This window comes from Pantoea sp. S61 (assembly GCF_016625145.1).
In the GTDB taxonomy this organism is placed as follows: Bacteria; Pseudomonadota; Gammaproteobacteria; order Enterobacterales; family Enterobacteriaceae; genus Pantoea; species Pantoea rwandensis_B.
In genome coordinates this window covers 116,688-134,075 of the sequence record NZ_JACVUO010000012.1, presented here as the reverse complement: position 1 = coordinate 134,075, position 17,388 = coordinate 116,688, and the positions used below count along the sequence as shown (strand labels likewise).

13 protein-coding genes are annotated in these 17,388 nt (G+C 53.5%); 12 read left to right on the top strand and 1 reads right to left on the bottom strand.

Annotation, left to right across the window (positions count from 1 at the left end; genetic code table 11):
- The first annotated feature begins 309 nt into the window (after positions 1–309).
- From IAE30_RS20415 to IAE30_RS20365, 11 genes are all read left to right on the top strand, one after another.
- Complete coding sequence (locus IAE30_RS20415) at positions 310–2,025, top strand: FliC/FljB family flagellin (RefSeq protein WP_200680850.1); 1,716 nt, start codon at positions 310–312, stop codon at positions 2,023–2,025.
- Positions 2,026–2,139: 114 nt separating this feature from the next.
- Positions 2,140–2,508, top strand: coding sequence for a cell envelope integrity TolA C-terminal domain-containing protein (locus tag IAE30_RS20410; protein WP_200680849.1), 369 nt, complete (start codon positions 2,140–2,142; stop codon positions 2,506–2,508).
- A 171-nt stretch (positions 2,509–2,679) separates the two neighbouring features.
- Positions 2,680–3,648, top strand: a complete 969-nt coding sequence (locus tag IAE30_RS20405) for an HNH endonuclease signature motif containing protein (protein ID WP_200680848.1) — start codon at positions 2,680–2,682, stop codon at positions 3,646–3,648.
- Positions 3,649–3,791: 143 nt separating this feature from the next.
- Positions 3,792–4,514 (top strand): RNA polymerase sigma factor FliA, encoded by a 723-nt coding sequence (locus IAE30_RS20400; RefSeq protein WP_200680847.1) that lies wholly within the window; start codon positions 3,792–3,794, stop codon positions 4,512–4,514.
- Between the two features lie 49 nt (positions 4,515–4,563).
- Positions 4,564–5,067, top strand: coding sequence for a flagella biosynthesis regulatory protein FliZ (fliZ, locus tag IAE30_RS20395; protein ID WP_200680846.1), 504 nt, complete (start codon positions 4,564–4,566; stop codon positions 5,065–5,067).
- Between the two features lie 131 nt (positions 5,068–5,198).
- Positions 5,199–6,185, top strand: coding sequence for a D-cysteine desulfhydrase (locus IAE30_RS20390; protein ID WP_200680845.1), 987 nt, complete (start codon positions 5,199–5,201; stop codon positions 6,183–6,185).
- Between the two features lie 143 nt (positions 6,186–6,328).
- Entirely contained in the window at positions 6,329–7,129 is an 801-nt protein-coding gene (tcyJ, locus tag IAE30_RS20385; RefSeq protein WP_200569739.1) for a cystine ABC transporter substrate-binding protein, read from the top strand.
- A complete protein-coding gene (gene tcyL / locus IAE30_RS20380; RefSeq protein ID WP_045815117.1) occupies positions 7,129–7,797 on the top strand; it encodes a cystine ABC transporter permease in 669 nt (222 codons plus the stop codon). Before tcyJ ends, tcyL begins: the two co-directional genes overlap by 1 nt.
- The gene (tcyN, locus tag IAE30_RS20375) at positions 7,794–8,546 is read left to right on the top strand and encodes an L-cystine ABC transporter ATP-binding protein TcyN (protein ID WP_038646388.1); all 753 of its coding nucleotides are present in this window, start codon (positions 7,794–7,796) and stop codon (positions 8,544–8,546) included. Before tcyL ends, tcyN begins: the two co-directional genes overlap by 4 nt.
- Before the next feature lie 236 nt (positions 8,547–8,782).
- Complete coding sequence (locus tag IAE30_RS20370) at positions 8,783–9,871, top strand: acyltransferase family protein (RefSeq protein WP_200680844.1); 1,089 nt, start codon at positions 8,783–8,785, stop codon at positions 9,869–9,871.
- Between the two features lie 409 nt (positions 9,872–10,280).
- On the top strand, positions 10,281–11,363 hold the full coding sequence (locus tag IAE30_RS20365; RefSeq protein WP_038646391.1) for an acyltransferase family protein: 1,083 nt from the start codon (positions 10,281–10,283) through the stop codon (positions 11,361–11,363).
- 88 nt (positions 11,364–11,451) lie between these two features.
- Here IAE30_RS20365 and putA read toward each other — a convergent pair whose 3' ends face one another.
- On the bottom strand, positions 11,452–15,396 hold the full coding sequence (gene putA, locus IAE30_RS20360; RefSeq protein ID WP_200680843.1) for a trifunctional transcriptional regulator/proline dehydrogenase/L-glutamate gamma-semialdehyde dehydrogenase: 3,945 nt from the start codon (positions 15,394–15,396) through the stop codon (positions 11,452–11,454).
- Positions 15,397–15,839: 443 nt separating this feature from the next.
- Here putA and putP point away from each other — a divergent pair, with 443 nt between their 5' ends.
- Positions 15,840–17,324: a sodium/proline symporter PutP gene (gene putP, locus IAE30_RS20355; protein WP_200680842.1), complete on the top strand. Its 1,485-nt coding sequence runs from the start codon at positions 15,840–15,842 to the stop codon at positions 17,322–17,324.
- The last annotated feature ends 64 nt before the right edge of the window (positions 17,325–17,388 follow it).

Below are 17,388 nucleotides of genomic sequence, written 5' to 3'. Positions count from 1 at the left end.
AGAGTGAATACCGCGGTTATCGGCTTATTTGAGGCAAAGTTTAGATTTATTTACCAGCGAGTGATAAAGCGAATAAAGGCTATAGAGAAGGGTATTTCTGGCGCTAGAAAAATGATCAAGTTGCACTAAAGAAGTGCGGGGGCAGGGCGATAAAGATAAGCGTGACAGGTTGAAGGGAAAAATTTTCGCCTGGTACTAAAAAAAATCTAAAGGTTGTTTGAAGGCAGACGATAACAACTTTGACGGCGCTGAAGCCGGCGGGTTGAAGCCCACACCTTAACCAAAGACTTGATTAATAGGAACTTAACCATGGCTCAAGTAATTAACACCAACAGCCTCTCGCTGATCACCCAGAACAACATCAACAAAAACCAGTCAGCGCTCTCAACCTCTATCGAGCGTCTGTCATCTGGTCTGCGTATCAACAGCGCAAAAGACGATGCAGCTGGTCAGGCAATTGCCAACCGCTTCCAGTCTAACATCACCGGCTTGACTCAGGCTGCTCGTAACGCCAACGACGGTATCTCTGCTGCGCAGACGACTGAAGGCGCACTGTCTGAAATCAACAACAACTTACAGCGTGTTCGTGAACTGACTGTACAGTCTCAGAACGGCACCAACAGCCAGTCTGACCTGGACTCAATTCAGGACGAAATCAAATCACGTCTGGACGAAATTGACCGCGTATCAGGTCAGACTCAGTTCAACGGCGTGAACGTACTGTCAAAAGACGGCTCCCTGAAAATTCAGGTTGGCGCGAACGATGGCCAGACCATCTCTATCGACCTGAAGAAGATCGACTCTTCTACTCTGGGTCTGAACGGTTTCAATGTGAATGGTTCAGGCACCATTGCTAACAAAGCAGCTACTATTAGTGACCTGTCTGCTGCTGGTGCTAACGTTACTGGTGCAGGCCCATATGCTGTCACCACTACTAACGCATCTCTGACCGCAAGCGATGCGCTGTCTCGCCTGAAAACTGGTGACACTGTTGTTACTACTGGTACCAGTGGTGCTACGTATACGTACGACGCAGATAAAGGCAATTTCACCACTACTGCAACTGTTACCGATGCTAATACAACTACCTTTGCAAACACCTTGAAGCCTGCGGCTGGAACTACCGCTTCTGGTACTTACACTCGTAGCACAGGCAGTGTCGATTTTGATGTTGATGCAAACGGTGCAGTAACAATTGGCGGTCAAGCAGCTTACCTGACAACTGAAGGTAACCTGACAACGAACAACGCTGGTGCAGGTACTACTGCTGCTACATTGGCAACTATGTTCCAAAGTGGAAGTGATGTCGCTTCAGCAGGTTCTATCAAACTTAGCGGAACAACTTACAACTTCGCGGGCACTGCTGATTCAGGCTTAACTTACACCAAAACTGTTAGCAAAGATGCTGTTCTTAGTGATATTAACGCTGCTGCAACGGCGAACGCCGCTGTAACCGGCGCAACTATCAATTACAACAGCGGTGTGCAGACCTTCGCTGCCACATTCGGTGGTGCTAACACCAACGGTGCTGGAAATGCATTGAACACCTATGTTGACAGTGATAAAGAACTGACAACTACTGCTTCATACACTGTTAACTATAATGTAGATAAAGATACTGGTACTGTAACCGTTGCTTCTAATGGTGCGGGTGCAACTGGCAAATATGCTGCAGAAGTTGGTGCGCAGGCTTACGTTAACTCTGCTGGTAAACTGACTACTGAAACCACCAGCGCCGGTACCGCTACTACTGATCCACTGGCAGCACTGGACTCAGCTATCAGCAGCATCGATAAGTTCCGTTCTTCACTGGGTGCGATTCAGAACCGTCTGGATTCAGCGGTAACTAACCTGAACAACACCACTACCAACCTGTCTGAAGCACAGTCTCGTATTCAGGATGCTGACTACGCTACTGAAGTTTCAAACATGTCTAAAGCACAGATCATCCAGCAGGCGGGTAACTCAGTGTTGGCTAAAGCTAACCAGGTTCCACAGCAGGTTCTGTCTCTGCTGCAGGGCTAATCGCTACTTAAGCTCCTTGCTTATCAAACCCCGCTTCGGCGGGGTTTTTTTATACCTGCATATCATGAATATGCAGGTATACTCATTTCTCTTACTTTTCACAGGACGTGAGCCATGCGTAATCGATTTGCCCTATTAACGCTTCTCCTGGTTTCTGGCTGCGCGCCGATAAAACACCATCGCACACACACGCAAAATCCTCCTGTACCCGTCGTGACCGATCTCAAAAGCTATTATGACGCCGTCCACTTTGCTATTCAGACGCAGTTTTTTGACGCCGACCACTTCATTGGTAAAACCTGTCAGATAGACATTGATCTGGATGACAAAGGGCAGTTAAGCGGCGTACATATGCGCACCGGAGATTTATCGCTCTGTACTGTAGCGTTGTATGCGGCTAAGCATGCTGAGCTGCCGGCACCGCCTTCGGCAGAAGTGCATGAGAAGACCAAACATATGGTGATCAACTTCGCACCGCAGTGATAATTCCTGCATTAAACCAAATTTGATCTCATCAGCGACGATGATTTCCCCCAGCACCCTATAACCCCAAAAAAGTAACCAACCTGTTACAGTCCCGTGCTGAAATGCCGATAACTACCCCAGAATCATTCTCATTTTTTTGCACGACTTTTTTCTGTTTCTGGGGTGTCTATGCGCTTCAATTATGACTTGTTACCGGGTGAGTTACTGACCTTCGAAGAGATCGCGTTGCGCTATGCGCAGCAGCATCCTGATGAGAAAGAACTCACCGCCCGCGGGTTGCTGAGCCCGTCGACCAGCTTTCGCAATTTGGTGATCCGCGCGGTGTTCGCGCAGGAGGAGATCAACAGTCCGTTAGAGGATCTGCTGTTCGTCTCTGACGATAACGAGCGCAAAAACTATCTGCGCCGTTTTGAGCACTATTTAAAAAGCCAGCAAGCTTTCCTTTATTTCCGCCGTAACGATGAAATAAAGAAGGAGGGGCGCTGGAAGGTGGTGGGTGAAACCCAGGTTTACGCCATGCTGGATCCGAATTCGGCAGAAGCGCAGAACCTGCTCACCAGTCGGGGCTTCAAGCTGGTGTTGATGCGACAGACGGAAGAGGAGGAGTACTGGCAGCTGTTCGACCCGCATGCACACCCTTGCTTCCCGCTGTCGCGCAAAATTCAGTTTCTGGTGGTGCTGAGTACGCCGCAGCATAAAGTGCCGACGGCGGTGATGCCAGGCGCAGAAGTCGGGCGGCGCGTAAAGGCGAAAGTGTTCCAGCGTGCCAGCCAGGCAGAGTTTAATTCAGCCGTTAAAGCGCGCTATGGCGCCTGTATTATCACCGGCACGCAGCTTACGGAACGTCACAGCTGGCCGTGGGTGGAGGCATGTTATATCGATACACAGGAAAATGAAGAAGGTTTTCTTGCCGATAACAGCGTCGATAACGGCTTGTTCCTGCGCAGTGACTTACAGCGGTTGTTTATCAATAAAATGATAAGTATCGACGCGGAATCCGGGCAGGTGATGTTTAATCCACTGCTGGAAACTGAAGCGCCGATTAGCGATTTTTATCAGGCACTTGATGGTAAAACCTGTGCATTGTGGGACGCCGTGCCGCCTGGCACGCGGCAACGGCTGCGCAATCTACGCTAGCGGCTTCGCCTATGGCGGTGCATTCCACCGCCATCCATAACAAATTTGAAATAACCTCGCTTTTGCCCGCCTATTCTGCCAATCGAAACCCCTACAGAATTGGATAATCATGCCGATAACTTTATTAACGCAGGGTAGTCACCGTGAACGATCTCTATACGCCCGAAGGCGTGATGGATAAACATTCGCTCTGGCAGCGCTACGTTCCTCTGGTGCGACACGAAGCGTTGCGCTTGCAGGTACGTCTGCCAGCCAGCGTTGAGCTTGACGATCTGCTGCAGGCCGGTGGCATTGGTTTATTAAATGCCGTGGAGCGCTACGACGCGCTGCAAGGCACCGCCTTTACCACTTATGCCGTGCAGCGTATCCGGGGCGCAATGCTGGATGAACTGCGCAGCCGCGACTGGGCACCTCGCAGCGTGCGTCGTAATGCGCGCGAAGTAGCCGGTGCGATGCATCAGGTAGAACAAGCGTTGGGGCGCTCGGCTACTGAGCAGGAAGTGGCTGAACAGTTGAATGTTTCGCTGGAAGAGTATCGGCAGATTCTGCTCGATACCAATAACAGCCAACTCTTCTCCTACGACGAGTATCGGGAAGAGCACGGTGACAGCGCGGAGCTGGTGACGGAGGGGCATGAAGAAGCCAACCCGCTTCATCAGTTAATGGAAGGAAGCCTGCGTGATCGCGTGATTGAAGCCATCGAGGCATTGCCCGATCGTGAAAAATTAGTGCTCACACTGTACTACCAGGAAGAACTGAACCTGAAAGAGATTGGCGCAGTGCTGGAAGTGGGGGAATCCCGCGTCAGTCAACTGCACAGTCAGGCGATTAAACGCCTGCGTGCCCGGTTAGCGGGGGCGCGCTGACAGACTCAGTACCTGGCATCGAAAAAATAAAAATACCGGGGACTCAGCAATGGGAGCCAAAGCCAAAGCCAGACCTTTAAGTCGTTATCTTAAAGACTATAAACACAGCCAAAGCAACTGTTCACATTGTGGCAAAGTTTTAGATCGTATGGCGTTAGTGTTTCGTGGACAGATCATCAATAAAGAGGCCATCGCGCGGATGGACCAGATGATTGATGACCAGGTATGGATGAAACTCCAGCCGGAACTGACCGCGTTATGTCGTTTCTGCAGCGATATTTTTTGTAATACCCATCCTAATTACTTCGACATTATGGCGTTCAAACAGTATCTGTTTGAGCAGACCGAGATGAGTCACAGCACCATTCGCGAGTATGTGGTGCGGCTGCGTCGTCTTGATGACATGCTGAAAGCGAAAAATTTCCCGGCCGACAGATTACGGGGCAACAGCTGGCATGAATGTTTGGAAAACGATTTGCCGGATGCGGGTCACAACAATTACCGCATCGCACTGCGTAAATATGACCAGTTTTTAGGCTGGCAGCAGGGCTGATTGTGATCCTGCCCTTGTTGTTGCTGAGCATAGCAGCAACAGGGGCCGCACTCGCAGAATTCCGGGTGCGACTTTTCTCATCTTCTGCAACACTGTATGGATAATTGCACATTGCCCGAATGGAGGCTGCATTGTCTTTACATCTCTTGCACCAGTTCCCACGTCTTGAATTACTCGGTGCACCTACGCCGCTTGAGCATCTGCCACGGCTTTCTGATTATCTCGGTCGCGATATCTTTATCAAGCGCGATGACTTCACGCCTGTGGCGATGGGCGGCAACAAACTGCGCAAACTCGAATTCCTGGCGGCCGATGCGCTGCGCGAGGGCGCGGATGTTCTGCTGACGGCGGGCGCGATTCAATCCAACCATGTGCGTCAGACAGCGGCGGTGGCGGCGCGCCTTGGCCTCAAGTGTGTGGCGCTGCTGGAAAATCCGATTGGCACCACCTCAGAAAACTACCTCACCAACGGCAATCGCCTGATGCTCGACCTGATGGACGTCGAGGTGGTGATGGTCGATGCGTTGCACAATCCCACTGAACAGCTGGCCGAACAGGCTGAACGTCTCGAAGCTCAGGGTTTCCGTCCTTATATCGTGCCGGTTGGCGGTTCCAACGCACTGGGCGCGCTCGGCTACGTGGAGTGTGCGCAGGAGATCGCGCATCAAAGCGAAGGCGTGGTGGATTTCGCCGCTGTGGTGGTAGCATCGGGCAGCGCCGGCACCCATGCAGGTTTGGCGGTGGGGCTGGGCCAGTTGCTGCCCAATACAGAGCTGGTCGGCGTGACGGTTTCACGCAAAGTTGACGCGCAGTTGCCGGTGGTAGAGCGCATCTGCAGCGCGCTGGCTGAACAACTGGAAGTGCAGACGCACGCGCCGATCACGCTTTGGGATGACTATTTCGCGCCGCGTTACGGTGAACCTAATGAGGAAGGCATGGAAGCGGTGAAACTGCTGGCGCGCCTTGAAGGCATCATGCTGGACCCGGTCTACACCGGTAAAGCGATGGCCGGATTGATTGATGGCATTGCGCAGAATCGCTTCCGTCGTGAAGGGCCGCTGCTGTTTATTCATACTGGCGGCGCGCCTGCGTTATTTGCTTATCATCCTTCGGTCTAAGGCTAAGATAAAAAAGGTTTATAATCCTGCAGCTGCTGTTCTGGCCTGAAATGGGCCTGAATGCAGCGCCAATAACGATAAGGCGGCAAACCCCGGTTTCGCTGCCTCATAGCACACAACACATCACAATAAATGGGGTAAACATGGCTTTCTCTCCAATTCGTCGCCAACTGGTGATGGGCATGATGGCGGTCGCGCTGGTCGCGGGCGTTAACGTCAAAACGTTCGCCGCAGAAGATCTGCTGGCGCAGGTGAAGAGTAAAGGTGAGCTGCGCGTGGGTCTGGAAGGCACCTATCCGCCGTTCAGTTTCCAGGATGAGAGCGGCAAGCTGACCGGTTTCGAAGTGGAGTTCGCGCAAGAGCTGGCGAAGCACCTTGGCGTCAAAGCGGATCTGAAACCGACCAAGTGGGATGGCATGCTGGCGGCACTGGATTCTAAGCGTATCGACGTGGTGATCAATCAGGTAACGATTTCACCCGAGCGTAAGAAGAAGTATGACTTCTCCACGCCATACACCATCTCTGGCGTTCAGGCGCTGACGATGAAGAAAAATGCCGGCAGCATCACCAAGCCAGAGGATCTCTCTGGTAAGAAAGTCGGTGTCGGCCTGGGTTCTAACTACGAGCAGTGGCTGCGTGACAACGTCAAAGGCGTCGATATCCGTACCTATGATGATGACCCAACCAAATACCAGGATCTGCGCTCAGGCCGTGTTGATGCCATTCTGGTGGACCGCTTAGCGGCGCTGGATCTGGTGAAGAAAACCGGCGACACCATGGCGGTAGCGGGCCCGGCCTTCTCCCGTCTGGAATCCGGCGTGGCGCTGCGTAAGGGCAATGACGACCTGCTGAAAGCCATTGATGCAGCGATTGCTGATATGCAGAAAGATGGCTCGCTGAGCAAACTCTCTGAGAAATGGTTCGGCGCGGACGTCACAAAATAATGCAGGAAAGCTTACAACTGGTGCTGGATTCAGCACCATTCTTACTCAAAGGCGCGCTGTTCACGCTGCAGCTGAGTATCGGCGGGATGTTCTTCGGTCTGGTACTCGGCTTTGTGCTGGCGCTGATGCGCCTGTCACATTTCTGGCCAGTAAACTGGCTGGCGCGTATCTATGTGTCTATTTTCCGTGGCACGCCGCTGATCGCCCAGCTGTTTATGATCTACTACGGCTTGCCGCAGTTCGGTATCGAGCTGGATCCTATCCCATCAGCGATGATCGGTTTGTCACTCAATACCGCCGCTTACGCCTCTGAATCACTGCGTGGTGCGATTGCTGCCATTGAACGTGGACAGTGGGAAGCGGCGGCCAGTATCGGCATGACGCCATGGCAAACCTTGCGCCGCGTGATCCTGCCGCAAGCAGCGCGCACTGCTTTGCCGCCGTTGGGTAACAGCTTTATCAGTCTGGTGAAAGACACCTCGCTGGCGGCCACCATTCAGGTGCCCGAGCTATTCCGTCAGGCGCAATTGATCACCTCACGTACGCTGGAAGTGTTCACCATGTATCTGGCTGCCTCGCTGATTTACTGGGTAATGGCGACCGTGCTGTCGGCATTGCAAAATCGCCTGGAAGCGCATGTGAATCGACAGGATCGGGAGGCAAAATGAGTGCGATTGAAGTACGTCAGCTGGTCAAGCAGTTCCACGGCCAGACCGTGTTGCACGGTATCGATTTGGATGTGGCTCCGGGCGAAGTGGTGGCGATTATTGGGCCAAGCGGTTCGGGAAAAACCACCTTGCTGCGCAGTATTAATCTGCTGGAAGTGCCCGATAGCGGTCGCGTCACGGTGGGTAATATCACCATTGATGCCAGTATCGGGCTCAATAAGCAGAAGGAGCAGGTTCGCCGTTTGCGTCAGCAGGTGGGTTTCGTGTTCCAGAACTTCAATTTGTTCCCGCATCGTTCAGTGCTGGAGAACATCATTGAAGGGCCGGTGATCGTGAAGGGTGAACCGAAAGCGGAAGCCATTGCCCGCGCCCGCAGCTTACTGGAAAAGGTCGGTCTGCACGGCAAAGAGGAGAGTTTTCCGCGTCGTCTGTCCGGTGGACAGCAGCAGCGTGTTGCCATTGCGCGTGCGCTGGCGATGCGCCCGGAAGTGATTCTGTTTGATGAGCCGACTTCGGCCCTGGACCCAGAGTTGGTGGGCGAAGTGCTGAATACCATTCGCGCGCTGGCGCAGGAGAAGCGCACCATGGTGATCGTCACGCATGAGATGAGTTTTGCGCGTGATGTGGCCGATCGAGCGATCTTTATGGATCAGGGCCGTATCGTGGAGCAGGGCGCAGCGAAAGAGCTGTTCAGCCATCCGCAGCAGGCACGTACCCGGCAATTTCTTGACAAGTTTCTTAACCAATAGTCTCAAGCGTCGTCTGGAACTGACGGCGCTTTCTCTTCTCCTGTCTGAATTCTCCCTCTCAGTATCCTCTGAAAATTGTTAAAGAAACTTCAATTAACTAACTGAAATATAATATTTTATTGTCTGCAGAATTTCACTGGCAACAGGCAGAATGATTTTTAAGACGCCTCTGGTTGAGACATCTTTGTAAATATAAATAATTCTTTACAAATTCATGGCGCAATCAGGATCATAAAATGACACATGCCAGAAATGAAGTCCTCTGGATCAACACGCTAAAAGGGGCCTGCATCTTACTCGTAGTGCTGCACCACTCGATCATCACCACTTTCGCTCCCTCCCTGCATCACCTCACGGCCGGCATGGTGCCTGCGCACTGGTGGGTGACCTTCAATACCTATCTTTCTCCGCTGCGTATGCCCGCCTTTTTCTTTGTCTCGGGCCTGCTGGCGGCCAGTTCGATCGTCAAGAAGAGCTGGAAAGAGGTGTTCACCAAGAAGTTCAGCAATATCGTGTATCTCTATTTGCTGTGGGGAGTGATTCAGTGGCTGAGCATTCACTATATCTCCACGCACCTCGGTGAGCGGCTATCCAGCACCAAAAACGCGGCCTATGCCGACACGCCGTTAGAGTTCCTTAAACTGCTGCTGACCTCCATGACCAGCCTGTGGTATCTGTACGCGCTGGCGGGTTTCTTCCTGTTCACCAAGCTGTTCCATCGCCAGAAAATGGCGCTGATGGCACTGGCGATTGTCGCAACCTACGCTGCGCAGTTCAGCCTGATCCCCGGTTGGGGGCCGGCCAGCGTGGCGCAAAACTATCTCTACTTCCTGCTCGGCGTATTCTTCAGCCAGTCTCTGATTGAGATCAGCCAACTTAAGCGCCAACACTGGCTGCTGCTGGCAGGCATCGCGGTGATTGGCGTGGTGCATCATGTGGGGGGGATCTATAAAAATCCGTTCTACAGTCTGTTGACCATCGTGTTTGGTATCGTTGTGTGCCGTTTCCTCAATGAGCGCCTGAACATGGCGTGGCTGAACTGGATTGGCCGTAACACGCTGCAGATTTATGTCCTGCACCGCATCTTCATTGAGTTGCTGGGACTGAGCGCGATTGCCCTGGCGCTGCATTACGGCTGGTTTGGTCATGCGGCCTTCAGTTGGGCATGGGCGCTGCTGATGCCGATAACGGGCGTGGCGCTCTGCGTGACAATCTCCCTGGCGGTGTGGTCACTGCTGAATCGCGGTCCAGGCAGAATGTTATTCCTTTATCCTCGACTGTTGCGAAAACCCGTGCCAGAGACAAAAGCGGCACCGCTGCAATAATCAAATAGGGCCAGTTTGCTGGCCCTAATTATTTCCGCCTAGCACAATATTAATATCCGCGTTTATCCATCTGCCACATTTCATAATTATCCGAATAAAATTTGATTTTAATTTGGTTTGTTTGTGGTGGATTGCTCTTAATTTCCCTGTATTAATTGCTCACCTTATTTCCCTCTTCATACCCTTAGTGACTCTAATTTGGGAAGATATTGTTAGCCTGCTTAGCATTTGATTAATGTCTGGAACTGTAAAGTATTGTTATATCAGGACCAGTAAAAAACTTTTAGGACTTTCGCTAGAGTCATCCCCCGCCAGCTTGTTTAATAATCGTTGAATAACCAGAAATGCATCATTGCTTATTTCCTCATACTTCTCCTTTTAGACCTACACAGCAGCGGGAGTTAATCATATGAATAACGCCAGGAAAGAAGATATTGCATGGGTCAATACCCTGAAAGGGGCCTGCATATTGCTGGTGGTGTTGTACCACACCGTATTACCCGGATTTGAAGGAACGGTGAAATTATTGACGGCGGGTTGGATACCGGCAGAAATATGGGTGCAGTTTAATACCGTTTTATCTCCGCTGCGTATGCCAGCCTTTTTCTTTGTTTCGGGCTTGCTGGCAACCAACGGGATTCTTAATCGTCCCTGGAAGCAGGTATTTACCAGTCGTATTACCAATCTGTTCTATCTCTATATTTTGTGGGGCTTTATTCAGTGGTGGTCGATTGTGGGTATCTCGACAGAGATTACCGGCCAGCGCATCTCACACAATCTGAATGCCGCCTATGCGGGTTCACTGTTGGAGTTCCTGAAGCTGACGTTTATGGCGATGAGCACCTCGTGGTATCTGTACGGACTGGCACTGTATTTCCTGTGTGCGAAGATCTTCCACAAACAGAAAGTGGCGTTGTTGGTGGTCGCGGTTGCGCTTAACTATCTGGCGGTGGAGAAGATCATTCCATACTGGGGACCGCAAAGCGTGGCGCAGTACTTCCTGTTCTTCCTGCTGGGCGCGTTCTGGAGCCCGCTGATGCTGCGTATGAGCGAATGGCGTAGTGAAAATCTCGTGCCATGGGCGCTGCTGGCGGCGGTCTCAGGGATTCACATTATCTTCGGTCTGGATAAGAGCCTGTTCCTGTGCATCATCGCAGTGCTGGCGAGCGTGGCGGCCTGCCGCTGGCTCAATGCGCACTTTAAGATGACGTACTTTAACTGGATTGGCCGTAACACCCTGCAAATCTACGTGATTCATCGCATTTTCATTGAGTTTTTCGGCATGTCAGCGATTTTGTTCGCTCAGCGCCATCATCTGTTTGATTATGCCTGGTTCTCCGTGCTGTGGGCGTGTTTCTATCCGGTTGCGATTGTGGGGATTTGCTCACTGCTGTCGGTGGCGGTGTGGTCTGTAACCAATCGTGGGTTGGGGCAGTCGCTGTTTGTTTTCCCGACCTTGATTGGCATGAAGCGCAACAAGTCTGCGGCGTAAATACAAAGCGTCAAAAACAACGCCGCAACGAATAGGTAAATTCGTCGCGGCGCGTCATGGATAAGGGCCCGTTTGGGCCCTTATCTTTTTAACCAATGGTCATCAAACTGGCGTTACCACCCGCTGCGGCGGTATTCACGCTCAGTGAGCGCTCTATCAACAGACGTTCCAGCAGTAGATTGGTTTCGCCACGCGCGAAGCCCTGCACCGAAACAATCGCACCGTCCCGCGCGGCAACCTGCTCGCACAGCACACGCAATTGATCCGCGTCCCCGTGATAGATCACCGCATCAAACCCGGCTGCCAGCACATCTTTCACCAGCACTACGTGTTTTTGTACGGCCGCAGGTAGAGATTTGCGCAGCGCGCGATGCAACTCATCATCCTGCCACAGCGCCTGGCTGCCCACGCTGGTTACTGCCGCCAGTTGCGTCAGTGCATCCTGCTCGTTATCCGCAATACAGAGGACGTGATCGCGCGGCAGCAGCGTGAAGGTGTTACGTTCACCGGTTGGACCCGGCAGCAGTCGCACCGTACCCGCCTGCGCCAACTCGTCATAACGCTGACAGAGTGCCAGCAGCTCAGGTTTATCCTGCGCCCAGCTCTGCAATGCCTGGTGCGCGCTCATCAGCTCAGCACGCACGGAACTGTCAACCGGACGCTCGGCATCCTGACGATCGAAGGTCTTACGCAGTGCATTGTCCGGGCGGTTTGCCAGCAGGCGATAGAGATACAAAGGACCGCCGGCTTTTGGACCGGTGCCCGATAAACCTTCACCACCAAAGGGCTGCACGCCGACGACCGCGCCGACCATATTGCGGTTCACATACAGGTTACCGACCTTCGCACCTGCCGTGACCTGCGCGATGGTTTCATCGATACGCGTATGCACACCCAGCGTCAGACCGTAACCAGAGGCGTTAATCTGATCGATCAGCTGTGGCAGGTTATTACGCGCATAACGCACCACGTGCAGCACCGGGCCGAACACTTCTTTATCCAGATCGCTGACCTGACCCAGCTCGATCAGGGTTGGCTTGATAAAGGTGCCGCTGGTCCACTCTTTGCTGTCTTGCGGATTGTCCTGTGCCGCCTGATACACGGTGAAACCTTTATTGCGCATCGCCTGAATATGGCGCTCGATGTTGCCTTTGGCTTCGGCATCGATCACCGGGCCGATATCCGTTGAGAGACGTTCCGGATTGCCCATGCGGCATTCGGCCATCGCGCCACGCAGCATTTTCAGGGTGTGATCGGCGACATCATCTTGTACGCACAGCAGACGCAGCGCCGAGCAACGTTGTCCGGCGCTGTCAAAGGCGGAGGCAACGATATCGATCACCACCTGCTCAGTCAGCGCCGAGGAATCCACGATCATGGCGTTCATGCCGCCGGTTTCAGCAATCAGCGGCGTTGGGCGGCCTTGCGGATCGAGACGACCCGCCAGATTGCGTTGCAGCAGCGTCGCGACGGCGGTGGAACCGGTGAACATCACACCGCGTACTCGCTCGTCACCCGTTAACTGTGCACCTACAGTCTCGCCCTGGCCCGGCAGCAGTTGCAGCACGCCTGACGGCACGCCCGCATCCAGCATGATTTGTACCGCCTGCGCGGCAATCAGCGGCGTCTGCTCAGCGGGTTTCGCCAGCACGCTGTTACCGGCTGCCAGTGCTGCAGCAATCTGACCGGTGAAGATCGCCAGCGGGAAGTTCCATGGGCTGATGCACACCACCGGGCCGAGCGGACGATGGGTTTCGTTATCGAAATCATCACGCACCATACCGGCGTAGTAATAGAGGAAATCGACCGCTTCGCGCACTTCGGCAATGGCGTTGTTGTAGGTCTTACCTGCTTCACGCACCAGCAGGCCAATCAGCTGCTGCATCTGGCCTTCCATTGCTTCGGCTGCGCGCTCCAGAATCGCAGCGCGTTCTTGTGGCGGGGTGGCAAACCAGATTGGACCGGCATTCACTGCGGCATCCAGCGCTTCCGAAACTTCTGCTTCGCTGGCTTCGCGCACGCTGCCCACCACATCGGCTGGTGCAGAAGGGTTGAGTACCGGACGGCTCACGCCGTCACCCAGCTCACCCTCGACCAGCGGCTGGGCAACCCATGGCTGGCTGGCGCTATTGAGCAGGGCGCTGGAGAGTGACGCCAGACGATGTTCGTTCGCCAAATCCAGACCGGCTGAGTTGGCGCGCTTCTCACCATACAGATCGCGCGGCAGCGGGATTTTCGGATGCGGTAAACCGACTGCGCCTTCGGTCAGCGCCATCTTCTCCACCGCAGAAACCGGATCGGCAACCAGCTCATCCAGCGGCAGGGTGTTATCCGCGATGCGGTTAACAAACGAGGTGTTGGCCCCGTTTTCCAGTAAGCGACGGACCAGATAAGCGAGCAGGGTTTCATGGGTGCCGACCGGTGCGTAGATACGGCACGGACGGTTCAGTTTACCGTCTGCCACTTTGCCGACCACCTGCTCATACAGCGGTTCGCCCATGCCGTGCAGGCACTGGAACTCGTACTGACCCGGATAGTAGTTATTGCCTGCCAGCTGATAGATCGCTGCCAGCGTGTGGGCGTTGTGGGTAGCAAATTGCGGATAGATCAGATTCGGTACCGCCAGCAGTTTGCGGGCGCAAGCCAGGTAAGAGATGTCGGTGTACACCTTGCGGGTATAAACCGGATAACCTTCCAGCCCTTCAATCTGCGCGCGTTTGATTTCGCTATCCCAATACGCGCCTTTCACCAGACGAATCATCAGGCGACGGCGGCTGCGTTGGGCGAGATCGATCAGGGAGTCGATCACAAACGGACAGCGCTTCTGATATGCCTGAATGACAAAGCCAATCCCGTTCCAGCCGTCCAGTTCCGGCTCGAAGCATAGCTTTTCCAGCAGGTCGAGCGACAGCTCCAGACGGTCTGCTTCTTCTGCATCAATATTGATACCGATGTCGTAAGAGCGCGCCAGTAAGGTCAGTGATTTGAGGATCGGATACAGCTCTTCCATCACGCGCTCATACTGTGCACGGCTATAGCGAGGATGCAGGGCCGACAGTTTGATTGAGATGCCTGGACCTTCATAGATGCCACGACCATTGGAAGCTTTACCAATGGCATGGATCGCCTGCTGATAAGACACCAGATAAGCTTTGGCATCGCTGGCGGTCAGTGCCGCTTCGCCCAGCATATCGTAAGAGTAGCGAAAGCCTTTCTCTTCCAGCTTGCGCGCATTGGCCAGTGCTTCCGCAATGGTTTCGCCGGTGACGAACTGCTCGCCCATCAGACGCATCGCCATATCCACACCTTTGCGGATCAGCGGTTCGCCACTCTTGCCAATAATGCGGTTAAGCGAACGCGACAAATTGGCTTCATTGTGGGTCGATACCAGACGCCCGGTAAACAGCAGTCCCCAGGTCGCAGCATTGACGAACATCGACGGGCTGCGGCCGAGGTGCGACTGCCAGTTACCGTTACTGATTTTGTCGCGAATCAGCGCATCGCGGGTTGGCTTGTCGGGAATACGCAGCAGCGCCTCCGCCAGACACATCAGCGCCACGCCTTCCTGTGAAGAAAGGGAGAACTCCTGCAACAGGCTTTGCACCATTCCGGCGCGCCCGGTTGCACCTTTTTGGTGCCGAAGCTTATCCGCCAGGCTGTAAGCAAGCTGATGAGTTTTCTCGGCCAGCGGGGCAGGGAGACGCGCCTGCTCCAGCAGCATCGGTACCGCATCGGTTTCCGGACGACGCCACGCAGCGGTGATGGCTGAGCGCGTGACCGACTGCGGCAAAATATGTTCAGCGAAGTCGAGGAAGGGCTGGAATGACTCGTCTGGCGTGCCTTCTTCACTGGCGGCATCGGCAAGTTGCAGGGGAATTTCTGGCAAAGATTCACCGGCTTCCAGCTGCGAAAGGTAGTTAAAAATCGCCTGTTTGATCAGCCAGTGTGGCGTGCGGTCAATTTTACCTGCCGCCAGTTTAATGCGATCGCGGGTGGCTTCATCCAGCTTCACCCCCATGGTGGTGGTTCCCATGATTTCCTCGTCCTCAAAATATGATTCGACATCAGCGTGGGCTGCACTATCACTCATGTTGCAACTTTGTGCAACCATGTTAAATGTGACCTGAGTTGCACGTTTATCACCGCTTAAAATCAATCTGATGAAAAAGCGGCACAGAACTTGCTGCAAGAAGCTCGCCAAAGTTGCAACTCCGGTCAACGAGAGCACTATCATGTTGAATAAGGTGCAACTCAAAGTGTGAGCGTGTGCAACCTATTGGCATTAAATCATCGAAGTCAGGTGAAACCATTGTGACAGCTGTGTTAAATGCATTGTGCGCGCCGCCCCTTTGCGGCAGGATACCGCGCCTTAAGAGAAATCGCTTTCTCTGGATGCGGTAAAGCCCTGCGTTATCACGTTCCGATGACGCAGGAAAAAGATTTCTCTTAACGGATTAAATAATAAGTGGAGAGAGTATGAGTGTAAGCACACCGATGTTGGTGACCTTTGTAATTTATATCCTGGGAATGGTGCTGATTGGTTTTATTGCCTACCGTTCAACCAAAAACTTTGACGACTACATTCTGGGTGGACGCAGTTTAGGCAGCGTGGTCACCGCACTGTCAGCGGGTGCATCAGATATGAGCGGTTGGTTGCTGATGGGCTTACCCGGCGCCATCTTCCTTTCCGGCATTTCAGAAAGCTGGATCGCCATTGGCCTGACCATCGGTGCCTGGCTGAACTGGAAAATTGTGGCAGGTCGCCTGCGCGTGCAGACCGAACATCACGATAATGCCTTAACGCTGCCGGACTTCTTCTCCAGCCGTTTCGAGGACAAAAGCAAGCTGCTGCGTGTCATCTCCGCTGTGGTTATCCTCATCTTCTTCACCATTTATTGCGCATCTGGCGTGGTTGCGGGTGCACGTCTGTTTGAAAGCACCTTCGGTATGGATTACCAAACCGCGCTGTGGGCCGGTGCTGCTGCAACCATCCTTTATACGCTGGTGGGCGGATTCCTGGCGGTCAGCTGGACCGATACCGTGCAGGCCAGCCTGATGATCTTCGCGCTGATCCTCACCCCGGTGTTTGTGATTATCGCGGTAGGTGGTTTCGATGATTCACTGGCGGTGATCGAAGCGAAAAGTCTTGAAAACCTCGACATGCTGAAAGGGCTCAACTTTGTTGCTGTGATCTCCTTACTCGGCTGGGGCCTGGGCTACTTTGGACAACCGCATATCCTGGCGCGCTTTATGGCGGCGGATTCACATCACTCGATTCGCACAGCACGTCGCATTGGCATGACCTGGATGATCCTGTGCCTGGCCGGTGCCGTAGCGGTAGGCTTCTTCGGTATTGCCTACTTCCAGAACCACCCTGAACAAGCGGCAGGCGTTAGCCAGAACGGTGAACGCGTGTTCATTGAACTGGCGCGTATCCTGTTTAACCCATGGATTGCTGGCATCCTGCTGTCTGCGATTCTGGCAGCGGTGATGTCCACCCTGAGCTGCCAGTTGCTGGTGTGCTCAAGCGCCCTGACAGAAGACCTCTACAAAGGCTTCCTGCGTAAAAATGCCAGCCAGAAAGAGCTGGTGTGGGTAGGGCGTTTGATGGTGCTGCTGATTGCGTTGATCGCTATCGCGCTGGCGGCCAACCCGGAAAACCGCGTGCTGGGCCTGGTCAGCTATGCATGGGCAGGCTTTGGTGCCGCCTTCGGTCCGGTTGTCATGTTCGGGGTGTGCTGGAAGCGTATGACACGCAACGGCGCGCTGGCCGGGATGGTGATTGGTGCACTGACGGTGCTGCTGTGGAAACAGTATGGTTACACCGAAATGTATGAAATCATTCCAGGCTTCATCTTCGCCAGCATCGCGATTGTGGTGTTCAGCCTGATCGGCAAAGGCCCATCAGAAGAAGCGCAAGCGCGCTTTGCTGCGGCTGAAGCTGAATTTAACACCAAGTAATGTGGTCTCTGACATATCAAGCCCGCCCGTTAAACGGCGGGCTTTTTTATTGATTCGACAGCGC

Bases quoted from the DNA above. Each gene is read 5' to 3' on its own strand.
- IAE30_RS20415 (WP_200680850.1), top strand. From the start codon at position 310: ATGGCTCAAGTAATTAACACCAACAGCCTCTCGCTGATCACCCAGAAC.
- IAE30_RS20410 (WP_200680849.1), top strand. From the start codon at position 2,140: ATGCGTAATCGATTTGCCCTATTAACGCTTCTCCTGGTTTCTGGCTGC.
- IAE30_RS20405 (WP_200680848.1), top strand. From the start codon at position 2,680: ATGCGCTTCAATTATGACTTGTTACCGGGTGAGTTACTGACCTTCGAA.
- fliZ (WP_200680846.1), top strand. From the start codon at position 4,564: ATGGGAGCCAAAGCCAAAGCCAGACCTTTAAGTCGTTATCTTAAAGAC.
- tcyJ (WP_200569739.1), top strand. From the start codon at position 6,329: ATGGCTTTCTCTCCAATTCGTCGCCAACTGGTGATGGGCATGATGGCG.
- tcyL (WP_045815117.1), top strand. From the start codon at position 7,129: ATGCAGGAAAGCTTACAACTGGTGCTGGATTCAGCACCATTCTTACTC.
- tcyN (WP_038646388.1), top strand. From the start codon at position 7,794: ATGAGTGCGATTGAAGTACGTCAGCTGGTCAAGCAGTTCCACGGCCAG.
- IAE30_RS20370 (WP_200680844.1), top strand. From the start codon at position 8,783: ATGACACATGCCAGAAATGAAGTCCTCTGGATCAACACGCTAAAAGGG.
- IAE30_RS20365 (WP_038646391.1), top strand. From the start codon at position 10,281: ATGAATAACGCCAGGAAAGAAGATATTGCATGGGTCAATACCCTGAAA.
- putA (WP_200680843.1), bottom strand. From the start codon at position 15,396: ATGGGAACCACCACCATGGGGGTGAAGCTGGATGAAGCCACCCGCGAT.
- putP (WP_200680842.1), top strand. From the start codon at position 15,840: ATGAGTGTAAGCACACCGATGTTGGTGACCTTTGTAATTTATATCCTG.